This window comes from Actinobacillus succinogenes 130Z (assembly GCF_000017245.1).
GTDB classification, from domain to species: Bacteria; Pseudomonadota; Gammaproteobacteria; order Enterobacterales; family Pasteurellaceae; genus Exercitatus; species Exercitatus succinogenes.
This window is the reverse complement of the sequence record NC_009655.1, coordinates 1,559,579-1,578,690: the sequence shown is the minus strand read 5'-3', so window position 1 is coordinate 1,578,690 and position 19,112 is coordinate 1,559,579. Positions and strand designations below refer to the sequence as shown.

Genomic DNA, 19,112 nt, shown 5'->3' with positions numbered 1-19,112 from the left:
TTATGACATTAACGAAAGTCGAAATAGCGGAAAATCTGACGCGCAAACTTGAGCTGAACAAAACCGAAGCGAAAGCGATGGTGGAAAGTTTCTTTGAAGAAATTCGGGCGACATTGGCTGACGGACATAATGTGAAATTATCAGGCTTCGGTAATTTCGAGCTAAGGGATAAAGCTTCTCGTCCCGGGCGAAACCCTAAAACCGGTGAAAACATACCGGTTTCTGCCCGCCGGGTCGTAGTGTTCAGACCCGGTCAGAAATTACGTGCCCGCGTGGAAAAATCGAAACCTAAAGGCTAAAAGGTAAGCCAGGAAGGCTACTCATTGATAACGTTAATGAGTAGCTTTTAATTTTTACATGAGAAAATGATATGGATGTTAAGCGGTTAAAAACATTAATATTTATGGCGACTCTGAGTCTTTTAAGCGCTTGTTCCACGCTGCCGGAAGAATATGACGGCATTAATTATAAAGGGCAAATCGACGATCCCATTATGGCGATTACCTTATTAAGCGAACAGCAGCGGGAATGGGCGGGTACGCCTTATCGTTTAGGCGGAACCACGCGCAGCGGAGTGGATTGTTCCGGTTTTACCCGAACCACGTTTATGGACCGCTTTAATATTTCTCTGCCACGCACAACTACGGCACAGTCGAAATACGGTAAAAAAGTGCCGAAAGAGATGATTCAAACCGGTGATTTAATCTTTTTCAAAACGGGACGCGGACCGAACGGTTATCACGTGGGTATTTATGTGAAAGAGGACAAATTCCTGCACGCATCTACCAAAGGCGGAGTGATTTATTCTTCCATGAACAGTCCTTACTGGCGTAAAGCGTTTTGGCAGGTACGCCGGATTTAGGTTGAAATCGGTAAAAGAAATAATAAAAAAGTGCGGTTAGAATATTTAACGTTTTTTCTGACCGCACTTTTTTCGCCGCTGAATTAAGCGACTAGTAAATGAGGCAAGCGGTAAAGCGCATAACAGAATATTACGAAAATGGCCGATAACACGAGTTTTTCGTAATGATTGACATTAAGTTTGCCGTGAAAACGGCGGTTAGCGTAGAGGTACAACAAAATGCCCGGCACATACAACACGACGGAAAGCAACAGATATTGCAACCCTGCCGCGTATACAATCCATAAACCGTAAAGAGACGCCATAAATCCCGTTAACTTCACATACCAAGCGGCATGCGTTTGAAAAGATAATTTAAATAAATAAGCGCCGATTAAAAAATACGGGATCAAAATCATGGAAGTGGAAATCAGTAACAAAGTGTTATAACTTTGCTCGAAAACCAGCACTAAAACCAAACAAGATTGCACGATAAAACCGGTGAACCATAAGGAATTAATCGGTACCGCATTATCGTTCAATTTATTCAGAATTTGCGGAAACGCGCCGTTTTGGGCACCGCGATAGGGAATTTCCGATGAATACATAGTCCAACTGATGTAAGAAGCCAGAACGGAAACAATCAGACAGGCGGTAATAATCACTTTACCGGTCGGCCCCATCATCGCGTCCAGCAACGGTCCCATGGACGGATTCGCCATATTGGCAATAGTTTCCCGCGGTAAAATACCTAACGAAAGAATGGTAATCGCCACATACAACGCCAGCGCAATCAGAATACCCAATACGGTTGCCAAACCTACGTCCGTACGTTTTTTAGCATGCGCCGATAATACGGAAGCGCCTTCCACGCCGGTAAACACCCAAAGCGTAATCAGCATCGTATCTTTTACTTGATCACCGACGCTGTTACCCAACGCAGTGGCTTTAACATCGGAATTGAATACGTCCGCATCGAAATACCAAAATCCAAGCAGAATAAACAACACCAATGGCGCCACTTTAACGAAGGTGGCGACCAAATTCACCGACGCCGCTTCTTTAATTCCGCCGGCGATTAATGCATGTACCAGCCAGACAATGACGGACGCGCCGATAAAGGCGGGGATAGTGTTACCTTGTCCGAAAATTACCTGTTGTTCCGTGTCTGTGAAGACGCCCAGCCCTTCAAACGCCACCGTTAAATAGCCGACAATGCCGATAGTAGCGCATAACCAATAACCCCAGGCGGACATAAATCCCATTAAATCGCCGAATCCTTCGCGGGCGTAAGTGTAAATGCCGCCGTCCAGTTCAGGACGAATACGGGAAATGAAGAAAAATGACAGCCCGAGAAAGATAATACCGATACCGGTGATTAACCAACCGATAGAAATTCCTTCTGCGCCCGCTACGGCAGCCATATTTTGCGGAAGACTGAAAATTCCCGAACCGATCATAGAACTTAAAACCAATGCGGTTAAAGAAAGCAATCCGATTTTTTTACTCGACATAATATTCCTTGTATTGAATATTCGGCCGCAAAAGTGCGGTCGTTTTTTCCATGATTTTTTATTAATTCAGATTATCGGCTAAAACACGGATGTGATCGATACCGATACCGCAGCAACCGCCGATAATGGCGGCACCTTGCGCTTTCCATTTTTGTGCCCAACGCAAATATGCCTGCGGATCTAAATCTTTGCGTACTTCGTCCAGCCCGTCATTGGCGGTGGCGTCTTTCGGTTGCGGCGCAAAGGCATTGGCGTAAGCCCCCATTTTTATATGAGCGGCTTGATTTTCATTCAAAATTTTACGGGTGACATCCAACGCCCGTTCAATCACTTCCGGTTGACAACAGTTGAATAAAATCGCATCCACACCTAATTCGATCATTTTTTTCACCGCACTTTTTACGCTTTCACCGGAACGCAGCTGCGGTTCCGCTGTCGGTTCATCATCGATCAGGGTAAAAGACACCCATAACGGACGCTCATCTTTCGGTAATAAAGGTTTAATGGAAACCGGTTCGATAATCGCACTTTGGGTTTCGCATAACCAAATGTCCGCATAAGGCGATAAGCCGTCGATAATCGGTTGAGCAATTTCCCTAAAACGGTCTTTTTCAATAAGATCGGCACGGTAAGAACCGAACATCGGGGGCAGGGAACCGGCAATTTTCACCGGTTTACCGGAATTTTTGACCGCACTTTGGGCCAACCGACCGGCTAAGTCCGCCAACATTTTACCGTCCGCATGAAAACGTCGCTCGCCGATATGAAACGGCACTACGGCATAGCTGTTGGTGGTGATAACATCCGCTCCGCTGGCTATATAATCTTCATGTACCTGTTGTACGGCGGAAGGTTTTTCATACAATGAGAGCGCGGACCATTCCGGTTGTTTGAACGGCGCGTTTAAGCGCATGAGTTCTCGGCTCATACCGCCGTCGAGAATTGTGACTTGCATAATTTTTCCTTAAATCCATCGTCTGACGGATTGTTTATATTGTAAAAAAACATGACCGAATTTACGCTCAAGCGCCCGTTCTTCCGGTTTAATTTGAAAATGGGTGAGATAAAGCATAAACAGGATAATTACGAAAATAGCTAACGGACTTTCGCACCAAACCGCCCAAGCGGCGAGCCAGATAACAAGACTGAAATACATAGGATTGCGGCTTACCCGGAAAATACCGGTGGTGATTAGCGTTGCACTTTGTTCCGGCGCTTGCGGATTCAGCGTCGTTTGTTGACGTATAAAGGCAAAAAAACTGGTCACGGCAAAAATCACGCCGATCAGCAATAAAAGACCGCACAATAAAATACGAACAGTTATTGAGAAAGGTAGTGAAAATTTAGGTAAATAGGCAATCGCGACAACACTGAATAAAAATAAAACGGGAGGCGGAACTTTGAGTTTCATAAAAACCTCATTAAAAATGACCGCACTTTTAAAGTGCGGCCGGAATTTTAAACGTTCTTAAACGTTAAAACGGAAATGCATGACATCGCCGTCCTGTACGATATAATCTTTTCCCTCCAAACGCCACTTACCGGCTTCTTTGGCGCCCGCTTCACCTTTGTTATCAATAAAATCCTGATAACCGATAACTTCGGCACGGATAAAACCTTTTTCGAAATCCGTATGAATGACCGCGGCGGCTTTCGGTGCGGTGGCGCCGACGGAAACCGTCCAGGCGCGCACTTCTTTCACACCGGCGGTAAAGTAAGTTTGCAGATTAAGCAGTTTGTAACCGGCGCGGATAACACGGTTTAAGCCCGGTTCATCAATACCTAAATCCTGTAAAAATTCGGTTTTTTCTTCGTCGTCAAGTTCGGCGATTTCCGATTCGATAGCGGCGCATACCGGTACCACGACGGCACCTTCTTTCTCCGCGATTTCGCGAATACGCTCCAGATACGGATTGTTTTCGAAACCGTCTTCGTTCACATTGGCAATGTACATCGTCGGTTTTAAGGTTAAAAAGTTATAACCTTTAATCGCCTGCAGCTCATCTTTATCCAGCCCAGCGGCACGAATCATACCGGCATTTTCCAGAACGGGCAGGATTTTTTCCATTACGGATAATTCGAATTTCGCTTCTTTATCACCGCCTTTGGCTCGTTTTTGCAAACGCTGGATGGCGCGCTCGCAGCTGTCTAAATCCGCTAACGCAAGTTCCGTGTTAATGGTGTCTATATCATCGGCAGGGTCAATTTTACCGGCAACGTGAACAATGTCGTCATTTTCAAAACAACGTACTACATGACCGATCGCGTCGGTTTCACGGATATTGGCTAAGAATTTGTTACCCAGGCCTTCTCCTTTGCTGGCACCCGCTACAAGACCGGCAATGTCCACGAATTCCATGGTAGTCGGCAGTACGCGTTCGGGTTTCACGATTTCAGCCAATGCGTCTAAACGCGGATCCGGCATAGGTACCACGCCGGTATTCGGTTCAATAGTGCAGAAAGGGTAGTTTGCCGCTTCGATACCGGCTTTGGTTAACGCGTTAAAAAGTGTTGATTTACCGACATTCGGTAAACCGACGATACCACATTTAAATCCCATTTTTTGTTCCTGTTTTAAAATGATAGCGCGCATTGTCGTGCGAGCCTTGGTTATCAATTTCAGCGTACGTTTAACATATACGCCGTTAATCTAAAATTACACTAAGCCTTAAATCCGTTTAACCGGTTTGTCGCTTTGGTTATACCGTCTTTCAGCAGAATCTCCACACAAACGACGGCTTCGTCCAGCGCTTTGTCGATTAATGCCCAATCGGCAGGCGAAGGTTTGCCTAAAACGTATGACGTAACTAAATTCCTGTCGCCGGGATGGCCGATACCGATACGTAGACGATAGAAATTTTTGTTATTACCCAGTTGGGCAATGGTGTCTTTTAAGCCGTTATGTCCGCCGTGTCCGCCGCCCTGTTTGATTTTTACCGTTCCGGGCGGAAGATCTAACTCATCGTGCGCCAGTAAAATTTCTTCGGGCCGGATACGGTAAAAGGACGCCAGTGCGCCAATGGCTTTGCCGCTTAAATTCATAAAAGTTGCGGGCACTAAAAAACGGATTTCATGCCCGTCGATGACCGTGCGCGCCGTTTTACCGAAAAACTTGGCTTCATCTTTCAGAGTGAAATTAAACCGGCGGGATAAACGGTCAATCAGCCATTCGCCGGCATTATGACGGGTATCCGCATATTTATCGCCGGGATTACCTAATCCGACGATTAATTTGATTTCAGACATGTTAACTTCCGATTGTCGAAAATAGGGGCGTATTTTAGTTTAAATCTGTATTTTTTTCAATGAGATATTATTGGCAAACGGTATAACGGGTAACAGCACGAAACCCGGTATTCTCATGAGATTACCGGCTACTTTTTCCGTTACCGATATGCTATGCTTTTGCGCGATATTGATTTAAGGAAAAAACATGCCGTTTTTTGATACGCATACCCATTTGGATTATTTGCACCGATTCACCGGCGAATCGTTGGAATCATTAGTCCGCAACGCTGCAGCCGCCGATGTGGAAAAAATTCTGATTGTGACGGTATTAGCGCGGGATTTCAAAACAATTGAAAATCTGACCGCACTTTATCCCGTTAATTTGCGTTACGGTGTGGGGTTACATCCGCTTTATATTAAAGAGCATACGCCGTCGGATTTGGATGGGTTGGCGCAGTATTTGTCACAACGTCACAAAAGATTGCGGGCCGTGGCAGAAATCGGTTTGGAACGGGCAAACCCCGAATTGATGACTACCGAATTATGGCGCAAACAATGTGATTTTTTCGAAGCGCAATTACAGTTGGCGAAACAATACCGGTTGCCGGTAAATTTGCACAGCCGCAAATCTCACGAGCAGCTTTTCGCCTTTCTGAAACGTATTCGGTTACCGGACTGCGGTGTGGTCCACGGTTTTTCAGGCAGTTATGAGCAAGCCAAACGTTTTGTGGATTTGGGTTATAAAATCGGTGTCGGCGGTACGATTAGCTATGAAAGAGCGAATAAAACCCGTCAAACTATCGCCAAACTTCCCTTGGACGCCTTATTGCTGGAAACGGATAGTCCCGATATGCCGGTATCCGGTTTCCAGGGGCAACCTAACCGTCCGGAACGGATTAATCAAATTTTTCAGGCATTATGCGAATTAAGAACAGAACCGCCGGAAGAAATTAAAGCGGTGATTTGGCAGAATTCTATGAATATGTTTGCATGATAAAGTGCAAGTTTTTGTGCAAAAAACGTTCGTGTGTCTATAACATCCGTAAACCCAATGTTTAGTTATTTTAAAATTTGCGTTATTTGTTCAACATATCGGGATTCAATTCAGTAGTTTTTATGTAGGAAACAGTATGTCATTGATTAAATCAAGCGTTTTTATGTTCAGTATGCTGACTATCGCTGTATCTGCAAATGCGAAAGGGCCTAAGGTGAGTTACGATCATGCGGGTATTACCGCTATCGATCATAAAAATGAAGCACAGGTAAAATGGGTTTCGGCGGAATCCATTCAAAAAGAATTAAAGGGTAAACCGCCTATTACGGTGAGTTTTGATATTGATGATACCGTATTGGTTTCTTCACAATGTTTCTATTACGGCAAACAAACTTTTTCACCGGATAGTCTGGATTATTTACATAATCAGGCATATTGGGATTTTGTAGCGGACGGCTGTGACAATTATTCGATTCCGAAAGAATCTGCAAAAAAATTAATTGATATGCACCAAGCACGCGGTGATCAGGTCATTTTTATTACCGGCCGTACGCCGCATCGATTACATAAAGCAGGGCAAATGGATCAATTAGCCCGCATTCTCGAACGTGCGTTTCATATTAAAAATATGAAACCGATCAACTATACCCATGACAAACCGATTGCACCGTATAAATACGATAAAACCCGTTTTATGGTTGAAAACCGCGTCAGCATTCATTATGGCGACAGCAACGATGATATATTGGCTGCACGTGAAGCCGGAATTCGCGGCATCCGTGTTATTCGATCGGCAACCAGCACTAACCGCCCGTTACCGCTGAACGGCGGTTACGGCGAAGAAGTGGTCGAGGATTCGTCATATTAAAATAAATGAAGGACGCTTAACGCACCCTTTTTTATTTGGAAGTGCGGTCAAAATGCGGGCGTTTTTAAAATTCGTTTGATGTGAAACGATGCACGATTTGATTCGCCGACCCCCGCCATACCAGACTCGGATCCGCCTGTTCCTGAATAAATTTCCCGTCTATCAATACGTCGATATAAGGCAACATTCGGCGTTGGTCATCGTTTAATTCCGCCAAAGTATAACCCGTCCAAACCCAAATATCTTTATCGGGACATTCCTTTTTAACCCGTTGTACGAAAGGCAGCAACGTTTCCACATTACGCGGATGTAGCGGATCACCGCCGGACAGCGTTAACCCTTGCCGTTTAATGCGCGTATCTTTGAGATCTCGGATTATTTGCTCTTCCATCGCGCGATCAAAGGGTACGCCCGCACTGAACGACCAGCTTTTCTGGTTATAACAGCCTTTGCAGGCGTGGGTACAACCGCTCACAAAAAGCGTACAGCGGGTACCTTCGCCGTTTACGATATCAACGGGGTAGTATTGGAGATAATTCATATTTAGTAGTACTAGACAGCGCCGTTTTTATTATATGATGCTTATAGCTTTGGCAAAAGCTTTACCAAAATCAGTTATAGTTAGCAACCCATTTTTAATATTTAGTTTTTTAGGTGGTTCTAAATCTTTATATTGTAAATTTGCTCTTTTTATAATTGGATGCTCATCAAATTTACCATACGCTTTTTTATCTGAAAAATAATTATCTAGAGATACTGTAACTAGTCCTAATCGTGCCCAATTATCAATATAAGAGGGTATATTTTCTAACCAAAATGGTTTATCTTTGCTATATAAACAAATAAGATTTCTATATAAAACATGGAAACTGTTTTGCTCATTAAGTATCAAGTGACATTCAGACAAAGCCATATGATTAAGAGGTAAAATAACTTTCAATATTTTGGCTTCTTCACTAGATAGTTGCTTAATGATTTCTACAAAAGAAGGATGTGTTATTTTTGTATTATCGATAGTATTAACAATTAAATTCTCAAACATTTCTCTCAAATCAAATTGATTTTCTACATAAAGCAGAGCTTCTGTGGCAGATGCTAAGGTTGGTAAGTTCTCTGTTGCAATTTCCCTATTATCATCAGATAAACGATTAATTTTATCTCGCAAAGAATTTTTTTGCTCTTCAGAAAAGGTATTAAAAATTTCATTTATTTTTCTACTTGCATATCCATAGGCATTCACAGGTGTAGCTAATATTCCCCATAAGGCATGAGCTACCTTAGCTTTAGCTAAGTTCGTTTGAGAGTTAATTAATTTTGTATCTATTTCTATATTACTAGCAGCCTGTAATCTGGCATCATCATCTTTCCGCATTGCATCAATTTCGGAAACAGAGCTAGAGTTAGGTTCAATATCTTTCAACGCACTAATAGGCATATATGTAACTTCCTTTATTAGTAGTATTATTACATATGTTTTACGCGACGTTTCACTTCTTCCTGTTTACCCGGATTGAACGGGCGGGCGTCGGGACTGCCAAGATATCCGCAAACCCGACGGGTGACGGAAACTTTTTCGCTGTCATGATTGCCGCATTTCGGACAAGTGAATCCTTTGCTGGTACATTCGAATTCACCGGTGAAACCGCATTCGTAACATTCGTCAATCGGCGTATTGGTGCCGTAATAAGGTACTCTGTCGTAACTGTAATCCCATACGTCTTCTAAAGCTTTCAGGTTATGCTGGACATTCGGGTATTCGCCGTAGCAGATAAAACCGCCGCTTGCCAATGAGGGATACGGCATTTCGAAGTCCAGTTTGTCATACGGATTAACTTTTTTCTCAACGTCTAAGTGATAACTGTTAGTGTAATAACCTTTGTCCGTCACACCGTCGATAACGCCGAATGCTTTGGTATCCAAACGACAGAATCGGTCGCATAAATTTTCACTCGGCGTGGAGTAAAGGCTGAATGCATAACCGGTTTCTTCCGCCCATTCTTTTGTGGCGTTACTTAAACGTTCAACGATTTTCACCCCTTTTTCACGTAAAATTTCCTCATCGAAAATGTGTCCGTGGTTATAAAGTGCGTTGATGGTTTCATGAATCCCGATATAACCCAATGAAACGGAAGCACGTCCGTTTTTAAAGATTTGTGCCACATTGTCGTCGGCTTTCAGACGTACGCCGCAGGCGCCTTCCATATACAAAATCGGTGCCACCCGTGCTTTGGTGTTTTCCAAACGTGCAATACGCGTCATTAAGGCTTTTTTCGCCAGTGCCAAACGCTGTTCGAGAATTTCGAAGAAACGTTTTTCATCATGTTTGGCTTCAAGGGCGATACGCGGCAAGTTTAAGCTGACGACCCCTAAATTGTTACGTCCGTCATGGATTTCCTGTCCGTTTTCTTCGTATTTGCCCAAGAAACTGCGGCACCCCATCGGCGCTTTGAATGACCCTGTCACTTTTACCACCTGATCATAATTTAAAATATCCGGATACATGCGTTTTGACGCACATTCCAAAGCAAGTTTTTTGACATCGTAGTTAGGGTCGGCAGGGGATTGGTTGACGCCTTTTTTAATGGTAAATACAAGTTTAGGGAAAACCGGGGTCTTGTGATTTTTGCCTAAGCCGCGAATACGATTACGTAAAATAGATTTTTGAATCAAGCGTTCCTGCCAGCCGGTTCCCAAACCGAAACCGAACGTCACGAATGGGGTTTGCCCGTTAGCGGTATGCAGGGTATTCACTTCGTATTCAAGGGATTGGAACGCATCGAAGCATTCTTTTTCAATGCGTGCTTTAGCAAAACCTTCCGCATCGGGAATTTGCCATTCTTCCGCGATTTTCAGCAGTTTCTCATAACTGATTTGCACATAAGGCGCTAACACTTCGTCGATACGATTAATAGTAGTACCGCCGTAAATATGGCTGGCAACCTGCGCAATAATTTGAGCGGTCACGGCTGTTGCGGTACCGATAGATTTCGGCGGTTCGATTTCCGCATTACCCATTTTGAACCCTTTGGTCAGCATGCCTTTTAAATCGACCAGCATACAGTTGAACATCGGGAAGAACGGCGCGTAATCCAAATCGTGGTAGTGAATTTCGCCGCGTTCGTGGGCATCCACCACGTCTTTAGGCAATAAATATTGTTTGGCATAATGTTTTGCTACGATACCCGCTAACAAATCCCGTTGAGTCGGGATGACTTTCGAATCTTTGTTGGCGTTTTCATTTAACACCGCCATATTCGTTTGTTCGATTAATCCCTCGATTTCTTTAGTTAATTTGCTGCGTTTTTCGCGGGCGGAATCGCGATCATGACGATATTCGATGTAAGCGCGGGCAACTTGCGGATAAGAACTCGCCATCAGCTTATTTTCAACAATACGTTGAATATGACTGATGTCGATTTCATTTTGATAATGCTCGAAAATTTCATCGCAAGCCTGTTGCCCGATTTGGTGGTAATAACGCTCATCCTGTATATCTACCGCTTTTGCCGCTTTTTTAATGGCGTTGATAATGCGTTGAATTTCAAAGCTGGAACGAGAGCCGTCACGCTTTATAACATAGAATGAAGTCATGATAGTCACCTATATGTAGTGTTTATTTATAGTGGCATATACTATATATAGATCGAAAAAGGAATTCAACCATAATATCGGGTTATCTTAACCACTATATTGAGGATAACTTGCCAGACGGAACCACAAGATATTGTGTTAACCCGAGGAATCATGGGGAAGACGGGAACTCTAACGAGTTAAATGACGGATAAAAAAGTGCGGTGAAAATTTTTCATTTTTTGACCGCACTTGAATGAAAGAAATTAATTCACTTCTTTGAATTGAATCAGATTTTCACCGCTGAAATCGGCGGATTCACCTTCGTCAGCAAATTGCGGCATCGGTGGCAATTCCTCTTTATCAAAAGCAATATCACCGCTAACGCCCTCTAATATTTGTCCTCGTCGGATGTTTTTGAAATCGAATAAATTCGGGTCGCACAAATGGGACGGCACCACATTCTGCATGGCGGAAAACATGGTTTCCAGACGACCGGGATATTGGCGATCCCAGGTATTCAGCATTTCCTTTACCACTTGACGCTGTAAATTCGGCTGCGAACCGCAAAGGTTGCACGGAATGATCGGAAACTGTTTGGCGACGGCATATTTTTCAATGTCTTTTTCTTTACAGTAAGCCAGCGGACGAATTACGATTTGCTTACCGTCGTCACTGATAAGTTTAGGTGGCATCGATTTCAATTTACCGCCGTAAAACATATTTAAAAACAACGTTGCCAGCATATCGTCGCGATGATGTCCCAAGGCGATTTTGGTTGCGCCCAGTTCCGTTGCGGTACGGTATAAAATACCGCGGCGTAAACGGGAACAGAGCGAGCAGGTAGTTTTACCTTCCGGAATTTTTTCTTTCACAATACCGTAAGTATTTTCTTCCACAATTTTGTATTCGACACCGATACTTTCCAAATACTGCGGCAACACATGTTCGGGAAAACCGGGTTGTTTTTGGTCTAAATTCACCGCCACAATATCGAAATGAATCGGGGCGCTGAATTTCAGATTCAGTAAAATATCCAGCAACGTATAGCTGTCTTTTCCGCCGGACAGACACACCATCACTTTGTCGCCCTCTTCAATCATATTGAAATCCGCAATGGCATTACCGACATTTCGGCGTAAGCGTTTCTGTAATTTGTTCAGGTTATAAATCTGTTTTTTATCTTTTTCGGTTTGTTCTGTCATTGAATTCTTCTTTATTAATAAAATAAAAATCCTGCGTATGGTACGGTTTTATTTAGAAAAAGCAACCAAGAAAATGACAGAAAAGCGATTCGGTATACTATTAAGTGCGGTCAAAAATTTGCGCGTTTTTGTTAAAAAATCGCGCTATAAGATCTTTCTAAATTCCTGTATAATCGACAATATTTTTGTATTTAAATTCTGTTTTGTGAGAATAATGACATGTCCGAAACATCGCAAACTATTCCCGAACTGGTTTCCTGGGCGCGGGAACGGGAGTTCTCGTTAAGCCTGAATACCGAGCGCTTGTCTTATTTGCTGGCGATTGCGTTATATAATAACGAACGTTTTGACGGCGAAATGCAGGAAAGCGATTTAGTGGATATTTTCCGTCACGTATCGAAAGAATTCGATCAATCCGACAATATCACGACCCGTGCCAATAACGCCATCAACGATTTGGTGAAGCAACGTTTTATCAACCGTTTCAGCAGCGAATTTACCGACGGGTTGTCCATTTACCGCCTGACTCCCTTGGGAGTAGGCGTATCCGATTATTACATCCGACAACGGGAATTTTCCGCGCTGCGGCTTTCCGTGCAGTTGGCGATTGTTGCCGATGAAATCCAACGGGCGTCCGAATCGGCGGAAGAAGCGGTTCGACGGGGGGAAGACGAATATTACTGGCGTCGTAACGTCTTTGCGCCGTTGAAATATTCAGTGGCGGAAATTTTCGACAGTATTGATTTGTCGCAACGTATTATGGATGAAAATCAGCAGAGCATTAAAGAAGAAATCGCCGAACTGCTGACCAAAGACTGGCAAGCCGCGATTGCCAGTTGCGAACGTCTGTTGGACGAAACTTCCGGTAATCTGCGCGAATTGCAAGATACCCTGAATGCGGCGGGCGATAAATTACAGGCGCAATTATTACGGATTCAGGATTGTGTGATGGGGCGGAACGAACTGTATTTTATCGATCAGCTTATTGTGGATTTACAGTCTAAGCTCGACCGCATTATCAGCTGGGGTCAGCAAGCTATCGACCTTTGGATTGGCTACGACCGTCACGTACATAAATTTATCCGAACGGCGATTGATATGGATAAAAACAGAGTATTCAGCCAACGCCTGCGCCAATCTATTCATCATTATTTCGATGCGCCTTGGTTCTTGTGGACGGCGCAAGCGGAACGCTTAGTGGATTTACGTGACGAAGAATTGACATTACGGGATGAAGACGCGCTAGGCGAATTGCCGGAAGCATTGGAATACGAACAGCTATCCGATCTACATGATCAAATCGTAGAAGCGATGCAAGCGTTGCTGATTAATCACCGCGAACATAATCAACCGATTGATTTAAGTCTGGTGTTGAAGCAACAACTGGACAATTATCCGCTTTCCCGCCATTTTGATGTAGCGCGTGTCATCGTCGATCAAGCCGTGCGCTTAGGTATGGCAAGCGCGGATTTGTCGGGCGTGTATTCTCAATGGCACGAAATCAACGATTACGGTGCAGAAGTACAGGCGAATGTAATCGACGAATATAAATAATTTTACCAACGAAACGGAATCATTTTAACGATGGACCCATCGGTTCATGCAATGAGAAAAAGAATATGAACGAAAATCTCCAAGACCTCATTTCAACCAAATTGGCGGCGGCTATCGCCAATCCGTTGTTTCCAGCGGTGGACAGCCAACTGCGTTCGGGCAGACATATCGGACAGGAACATCTTGATAACTATGCTTTTTTGGCGGATTTCCAAAACGAGTTGGATGGTTTTTACCGCCGTTACAACGTAGAACTTATCCGTGCGCCGGAAGGTTTTTTCTATCTACGTCCGAAAGCCACCACACTGATTGCCCGTTCGGTTTTGAGCGAACTGGAAATGTTGGTGGGGAAAGTGCTGTGTTATTTGTATCTCAGCCCGGAACGATTGGCACAACAAGGTATTTTCACCGTACAGGAAGTATATGACGAATTATTGAATCTGGCGGACGAAGCAAAATTGTTAAAAGCCGTCAATTTACGTGCCAGCGGTTCGGATTTGGATAAACAGAAATTAGCGGAAAAAGTACGTGCCGCACTCGGACGTTTGCGCCGGTTAGGCATGCTGTATACGGTGGGCGAACAAAACAGCGGGAAATTTACCATTTCCGAATCTGTCTTCCGTTTCGGCGCGGAAGTACGTGCCGGCGACGATCCGATAGAAGCCCAATTGCGTTTAATCCGCGACGGGGAAGCGGCGACGCCTGAATCGATTGCCGCTGAAAAAGCAACGGCGGATGATGAAAGTGCGGTCAGTAATGAAGAAGATTTTGAATACGACGATAATCAAGAAGGAGCGGAATAATGGCGGATTTTGAATTGGAACAAGATGTGCTGAAAACCGAAACGGTCGCAGAACAAATAGAAACGGCGGACAGTGAAAAAACGGCTGAAAATCCGACCGCACTTTCGCCGTTCAGCGTACCTGCGGGGGTAGAACGCGGCAAATTCCGTTCGCTTACTTTGATTAACTGGAACGGTTTCTTTGCCCGCACCTTTGATTTGGATGCGCTCGTCACCACGCTTTCCGGCGGTAACGGGGCGGGGAAATCCACCACAATGGCGGGGTTTGTCACCGCGTTGATTCCGGATTTAACCTTATTGCACTTCCGTAACACCACGGAAGCCGGCGCCAGCGGCGGTTCGCGCGACAAAGGGCTGCATGGCAAATTACGCCCGGGCGTTTGTTATGCCGTGCTGGATACCGTGAATTCCCGTCATCAACGTACCTTGGTAGGTGTTCGCCTGCAACAGGTTGCGGGGCGGGATAAAAAAGTAGATCTCAAAACTTTCAGCATTCAGGGCGTAGAATTATCCCTAAATCCGACCGCACTTTTCACTGAAGCCGTCAACGAACGTCAGGCTAAAGTATTAAATTTAACCGAAGTTAAAGACAAAATTGATGAAATCGGCGGTCAATTCAAGCAATATCATTCCGTTGCGGATTATCACGGCATGATGTTCGATCTGGGTATTATTCCTCGTCGTTTACGTTCGTCTTCCGATCGCAGTAAGTTCTATAAATTAATCGAAGCTTCTCTTTACGGCGGGATTTCCAGTGCGATCACAAAATCCCTGCGCGATTATCTGTTGCCGGAAAATTTGGGTGTACGCAAGGCTTTCCAGGACATGGAATCCGCCTTACGGGAAAACCGTATGACGCTGGAAGCCATAAAAATGACGCAGGCGGATCGCGATTTGTTTAAGCACCTCATTACGGAAACCACTAATTATGTGGCGTCGGATTATATGCGTAACGCTAACGAACGTCGCGGTAACATCGAAACCGCGTTAAATTTCCGTAAAGAATGGTATAACGCCAAATCCGAACGGGATTTGTCTCAACATCGTTTGGTGGATTTTAGTCGTGAAGCTGTGGAATTGGCGGAAAGCGAAAAAGTGCTGGAGGTGGATCACCAAAGCGCCTCCGATCACCTTAATTTAGTTTTGAATGCCTTACGTCATCAGGAAAAAATCGAGCGTTATCAGGATGATGTAAACGAACTGACAGAAAAGCTGGAAGAGCAGAAAATGGTGGTGGAAACCGCCGGCGAACAACTGGAAAGCAGTCAGGCGCAATTCGAGCAAATAGAAACGGAAGTAGATCAAATCCGCTCCCAATTAGCCGATTACCAACAGGCGTTAGATGCGCAGCAAACCCGTGCCCTGCAATATCAACAAGCTGTTCAGGCGTTGGAAAAAGCGAAAACTTTATGCGGTTTAGCGGATTTGGCGGTGAAAAATGTGGATGAATACCACGAAGAATTCGCCGCTCAGGCGGAAACCTTGACGGAGCGCGTACTGGAACTGGAACAGAAAATGTCTATTTCCGAAGCGGCAAAATCGCAGTTCGACAAAGCTTATCGGTTAGTCTGTAAAATCGCAGGAGAAATGCCGCGTTCTGCAGCGTGGGAAAGCGCAAAAGAATTATTACGTGAATATCCGACACAAAAAGTGCAGGCGGCGCAAACTCCGCAATTGCGTGCTAAATTGCATGAATTGGAGCAACGTGATGTACAGCGACAAAGCGCGGTACGTTTATTGGCGGAATTTAATCAGCGCGCAGAACTTAATTTAACGACAGCCGACGAATTGGAAGAATGTTATGCGGAACATGAAGCGATCATTGACGATTTAAGCGACGAACTGGCCGCCCAAGTGGAAGATCGTTCCGTTTTGCGGCAAAAACGCGAACAATTGACCGCACTTTATCATAAACATGCGGCAAAAGCGCCTGCATGGCTGACGGCTCAGGCGGCGTTAGAGCGGTTACAAGAACAGTGCGGCGAGCATTTTGACGACAGTCAGGATGTGATGAATTTTATGCAGGCGCAATTAGTTAAAGAGCGTGAATTCACCATTCAGCGCGACCAACTTGAGCACAAACGCCAACAACTGGATGAACAGATTTCCCGGTTAAGTCAACCGGACGGCTCGGAAGATGCGCGCTTGAACCTGTTAGCGGAACGTTTCGGCGGCGTCTTGTTGTCCGAACTGTATGACGATGTGCCTTTTGAAGATGCGCCGTATTTCTCCGCCTTATACGGGCCGGCGCGCCACGCCATTGTGGTGCGTGACTTAGATACGGTGAAGGCGCAGTTATCCGAACTGGAAGATTGTCCGGACGATTTATATTTAATCGAGGGGGACCCGTCCGCCTTTGACGATAGCGTATTAGCGGCGCAGGAACTGGAACACGGGGTAGTGGTACAGGTTTCCGCGCGCGAGGTGCGCTATTCTAAATTCCCGGAAATTCCGTTATTCGGTCGTGCCGCCCGTGAAAAACACCTCGCGGAACTGGAAGCTCAACGGGACGAAGTGGCGGAAGCTTACGCGCAACGAGCATTCGACGTGCAGAAATGTCAACGTTTACACCAACAGCTCAGCCAATTTGTCGGTTTGCATTTAGCCTTAGCATTCTTGCCGAACCCGGAAGAAAGTATGCGTGAAATCAATGGGGAACGTAACGAAATCGAGCGGGAATTGACCGCACTTTCAACCAACGAGCAACAAATCCGGATTAAATTAGATACGGCAAAAGAAAAAATGCAGCTGCTGAATAAACTGATTCCGCAGCTTGCAGTAATTGCCGACGACAGTTTACAGGATCGTATCGAGGAAACTCGCGAACAGTTGGATTTAGCGGAACAGGACGAAAGTTTCATTCGCCAACACGGTGCAACGTTGTCACAATTAGAACCGATTGCCGCCACCTTGCAAAGCGATCCGGAACATTATGACCGTTTAAAAGACGAGTTGGCACAAGCCGCGACCATGCAAAAGCAAGTTCAGCAAAAAGCTTTTGCCTTAGCGGACGTGGTACAGCGTAAAGCGCATTTCGGTTATGAAGACGATGTGCAGACGGAAAGTAACGGGTTGAACGAACAGTTACGCCGACGCTTGGAACAAATGCAGGGGCAACGTGATGCTCAACGGGAACAGGTTCGTCAGAAACAGGCGCAGTTTGCTCAATATAATCAAGTGTTCATTCAGTTACAAAGTTCTTTCAACAGTAAAAATGATTTATTGAAAGAATTATTAACCGAAGTCAACGAGTTAGGCGTGCGTGCGGACGAAGGCGCGGAAGAACGGGCAAGAATCCGTAAAGACGAGTTATATCAACGACTTTCCGCTAACCGTCAGCGCCGCTCCTATATTGAGAAACAATTAACGTTAATTGAAAGTGAAGCGGATAATTTAACCCGCCGCATTCGCAAGGCGGAACGAGATTACAAACAGCAAAGAGAACTGGTGGTAGCGGCGAAAGTAAGCTGGTGCGTCGTGTCCCGATTGTCCCGCAACAGTGATGTGGAAAAACGCTTAAATCGTCGTGAATTGGCTTATTTATCGGCGGATGAACTGCGTTCAATGTCGGATAAAGCGTTAGGTGCCTTACGACAGGCCGTTGCCGATAACGAATATCTGCGTGATACGCTGCGTCTGTCCGAAGACAGTCGTAAACCTGAAAACAAAGTGCGCTTCTTTATTGCGGTGTATCAACATCTGCGCGAACGTATCCGTCAGGATATTATTAAAACCGATGATCCGATTGATGCCATCGAACAAATGGAAATCGAGCTTAACCGCTTAACGGACGAACTAACCGGACGGGAACAAAAACTGGCGATCAGTTCCGAATCGGTGGCGAATATAATGCGCAAAACCATTCAACGGGAACAAAACCGTATTCGCATGCTGAATCAAGGCTTGCAGAATATTTCTTTCGGTCAGGTGAAATCTGTGCGTTTGGTAGTGGATATTCGCGATACTCACGCCATGTTACTGGATGCGTTATCCGGTGATCAGGAAGAATATCAGGATTTATTTACGGACAACCGCATAACGTTCTCCGAAGCCATCGCCAAGTTGTATCAACGTCTGAATCCGCATATCGACATGGGACAACGCACGGCACAAACCATCGGCGAAGAGTTGCTGGATTACCGCAATTATCTGAATCTGGAAGTAGAGGTGTATCGTGGTGCGGACGGCTGGTTGCGTGCGGAAAGCGGCGCTTTATCTACCGGGGAAGCTATCGGTACGGGTATGTCAATCCTGTTGATGGTGGTACAAAGCTGGGAAGAAGAAAGCCGTCGTTTACGCGGCAAAGACATCTTGCCATGCCGCTTACTGTTCCTGGATGAAGCGGCGCGGTTGGACGGTAAATCCATCAGTACATTGTTTGAATTATGCGATCGTTTGGATATGCAGTTACTCATTGCCGCCCCTGAAAATATCAGTCCGGAAAAAGGTACCACCTATAAACTGGTACGTAAAATTTCAGGTAATCAAGAACATGTTCACGTGGTCGGATTGCGCGGGTTCGGCACAGCCGCTTAG

General features: G+C 45.0%; 16 protein-coding genes. 7 read left to right on the top strand and 9 right to left on the bottom strand.

What is annotated here, in order from left to right:
• The first annotated feature begins 2 nt into the window (after nt 1-2).
• Both ASUC_RS07390 and ASUC_RS07385 read left to right on the top strand, forming a co-directional pair.
• Entirely contained in the window at nt 3-299 is a 297-nt protein-coding gene (locus ASUC_RS07390) for an integration host factor subunit alpha (protein ID WP_012073154.1), read from the top strand.
• Between the two features lie 104 nt (nt 300-403).
• Nucleotides 404-862 (top strand): C40 family peptidase, encoded by a 459-nt coding sequence (locus tag ASUC_RS07385; RefSeq protein WP_012073153.1) that lies wholly within the window; start codon nt 404-406, stop codon nt 860-862.
• 83 nt (nt 863-945) lie between these two features.
• On the opposite strand, the gene ASUC_RS07380 is transcribed toward ASUC_RS07385, so the two are convergent.
• The 5 genes from ASUC_RS07380 to pth all read right to left on the bottom strand — a co-directional run bounded on the left by ASUC_RS07380 (nt 946) and on the right by pth (nt 5,601).
• The gene (locus tag ASUC_RS07380) at nt 946-2,355 is read right to left on the bottom strand and encodes a basic amino acid/polyamine antiporter (RefSeq protein ID WP_012073152.1); all 1,410 of its coding nucleotides are present in this window, start codon (nt 2,353-2,355) and stop codon (nt 946-948) included.
• 61 nt (nt 2,356-2,416) lie between these two features.
• The gene (locus tag ASUC_RS07375; RefSeq protein WP_012073151.1) at nt 2,417-3,310 is read right to left on the bottom strand and encodes a homocysteine S-methyltransferase family protein; all 894 of its coding nucleotides are present in this window, start codon (nt 3,308-3,310) and stop codon (nt 2,417-2,419) included.
• A 9-nt stretch (nt 3,311-3,319) separates the two neighbouring features.
• Complete coding sequence (locus ASUC_RS07370; RefSeq protein ID WP_012073150.1) at nt 3,320-3,766, bottom strand: methyltransferase family protein; 447 nt, start codon at nt 3,764-3,766, stop codon at nt 3,320-3,322.
• A gap of 57 nt (nt 3,767-3,823) precedes the next feature.
• Entirely contained in the window at nt 3,824-4,915 is a 1,092-nt protein-coding gene (gene ychF, locus ASUC_RS07365) for a redox-regulated ATPase YchF (protein ID WP_012073149.1), read from the bottom strand.
• 101 nt (nt 4,916-5,016) lie between these two features.
• A complete protein-coding gene (gene pth / locus ASUC_RS07360) occupies nt 5,017-5,601 on the bottom strand; it encodes an aminoacyl-tRNA hydrolase (RefSeq protein WP_012073148.1) in 585 nt (194 codons plus the stop codon).
• A gap of 187 nt (nt 5,602-5,788) precedes the next feature.
• On the opposite strand from pth, the gene ASUC_RS07355 reads away from it, so the two are divergent.
• Both ASUC_RS07355 and aphA read left to right on the top strand, forming a co-directional pair.
• Nucleotides 5,789-6,577 (top strand): TatD family hydrolase, encoded by a 789-nt coding sequence (locus ASUC_RS07355; protein WP_012073147.1) that lies wholly within the window; start codon nt 5,789-5,791, stop codon nt 6,575-6,577.
• Between the two features lie 136 nt (nt 6,578-6,713).
• Nucleotides 6,714-7,445 carry an acid phosphatase AphA gene (gene aphA / locus ASUC_RS07350; RefSeq protein WP_012073146.1) on the top strand — a complete coding sequence of 244 codons (732 nt, stop codon included), beginning with the start codon at nt 6,714-6,716 and terminating at the stop codon, nt 7,443-7,445.
• A 64-nt stretch (nt 7,446-7,509) separates the two neighbouring features.
• Here aphA and nrdG read toward each other — a convergent pair whose 3' ends face one another.
• The 4 genes from nrdG to ttcA form a co-directional block, all read right to left on the bottom strand.
• Entirely contained in the window at nt 7,510-7,986 is a 477-nt protein-coding gene (gene nrdG, locus ASUC_RS07345) for an anaerobic ribonucleoside-triphosphate reductase-activating protein (RefSeq protein ID WP_012073145.1), read from the bottom strand.
• A 30-nt stretch (nt 7,987-8,016) separates the two neighbouring features.
• The gene (locus tag ASUC_RS07340; protein ID WP_012073144.1) at nt 8,017-8,880 is read right to left on the bottom strand and encodes a DUF4393 domain-containing protein; all 864 of its coding nucleotides are present in this window, start codon (nt 8,878-8,880) and stop codon (nt 8,017-8,019) included.
• A gap of 29 nt (nt 8,881-8,909) precedes the next feature.
• The gene (nrdD, locus tag ASUC_RS07335) at nt 8,910-11,036 is read right to left on the bottom strand and encodes an anaerobic ribonucleoside-triphosphate reductase (RefSeq protein WP_012073143.1); all 2,127 of its coding nucleotides are present in this window, start codon (nt 11,034-11,036) and stop codon (nt 8,910-8,912) included.
• Between the two features lie 245 nt (nt 11,037-11,281).
• Nucleotides 11,282-12,220 carry a tRNA 2-thiocytidine(32) synthetase TtcA gene (ttcA, locus tag ASUC_RS07330; protein WP_012073142.1) on the bottom strand — a complete coding sequence of 313 codons (939 nt, stop codon included), beginning with the start codon at nt 12,218-12,220 and terminating at the stop codon, nt 11,282-11,284.
• Between the two features lie 219 nt (nt 12,221-12,439).
• On the opposite strand from ttcA, the gene mukF reads away from it, so the two are divergent.
• From mukF to mukB, 3 genes are all read left to right on the top strand, one after another.
• On the top strand, nt 12,440-13,774 hold the full coding sequence (mukF, locus tag ASUC_RS07325) for a chromosome partition protein MukF (RefSeq protein ID WP_012073141.1): 1,335 nt from the start codon (nt 12,440-12,442) through the stop codon (nt 13,772-13,774).
• Nucleotides 13,775-13,839: 65 nt separating this feature from the next.
• Nucleotides 13,840-14,577, top strand: coding sequence for a chromosome partition protein MukE (gene mukE / locus ASUC_RS07320; RefSeq protein WP_012073140.1), 738 nt, complete (start codon nt 13,840-13,842; stop codon nt 14,575-14,577).
• A gap of 56 nt (nt 14,578-14,633) precedes the next feature.
• Nucleotides 14,634-19,112 (top strand): chromosome partition protein MukB, encoded by a 4,479-nt coding sequence (gene mukB, locus ASUC_RS07315; protein ID WP_041834782.1) that lies wholly within the window; start codon nt 14,634-14,636, stop codon nt 19,110-19,112.

Excerpts from the sequence above, each read along its gene's own strand:
- aphA (WP_012073146.1), top strand. The coding sequence starts at position 6,714 with ATGTCATTGATTAAATCAAGCGTTTTTATGTTCAGTATGCTGACTATC.
- ASUC_RS07390 (WP_012073154.1), top strand. The coding sequence starts at position 3 with ATGACATTAACGAAAGTCGAAATAGCGGAAAATCTGACGCGCAAACTT.
- ychF (WP_012073149.1), bottom strand. The coding sequence starts at position 4,915 with ATGGGATTTAAATGTGGTATCGTCGGTTTACCGAATGTCGGTAAATCA.
- nrdD (WP_012073143.1), bottom strand. The coding sequence starts at position 11,036 with ATGACTTCATTCTATGTTATAAAGCGTGACGGCTCTCGTTCCAGCTTT.
- nrdG (WP_012073145.1), bottom strand. The coding sequence starts at position 7,986 with ATGAATTATCTCCAATACTACCCCGTTGATATCGTAAACGGCGAAGGT.
- ttcA (WP_012073142.1), bottom strand. The coding sequence starts at position 12,220 with ATGACAGAACAAACCGAAAAAGATAAAAAACAGATTTATAACCTGAAC.
- ASUC_RS07380 (WP_012073152.1), bottom strand. The coding sequence starts at position 2,355 with ATGTCGAGTAAAAAAATCGGATTGCTTTCTTTAACCGCATTGGTTTTA.
- ASUC_RS07375 (WP_012073151.1), bottom strand. The coding sequence starts at position 3,310 with ATGCAAGTCACAATTCTCGACGGCGGTATGAGCCGAGAACTCATGCGC.
- pth (WP_012073148.1), bottom strand. The coding sequence starts at position 5,601 with ATGTCTGAAATCAAATTAATCGTCGGATTAGGTAATCCCGGCGATAAA.
- ASUC_RS07355 (WP_012073147.1), top strand. The coding sequence starts at position 5,789 with ATGCCGTTTTTTGATACGCATACCCATTTGGATTATTTGCACCGATTC.
- mukF (WP_012073141.1), top strand. The coding sequence starts at position 12,440 with ATGTCCGAAACATCGCAAACTATTCCCGAACTGGTTTCCTGGGCGCGG.
- ASUC_RS07340 (WP_012073144.1), bottom strand. The coding sequence starts at position 8,880 with ATGCCTATTAGTGCGTTGAAAGATATTGAACCTAACTCTAGCTCTGTT.
- mukE (WP_012073140.1), top strand. The coding sequence starts at position 13,840 with ATGAACGAAAATCTCCAAGACCTCATTTCAACCAAATTGGCGGCGGCT.
- ASUC_RS07385 (WP_012073153.1), top strand. The coding sequence starts at position 404 with ATGGCGACTCTGAGTCTTTTAAGCGCTTGTTCCACGCTGCCGGAAGAA.
- ASUC_RS07370 (WP_012073150.1), bottom strand. The coding sequence starts at position 3,766 with ATGAAACTCAAAGTTCCGCCTCCCGTTTTATTTTTATTCAGTGTTGTC.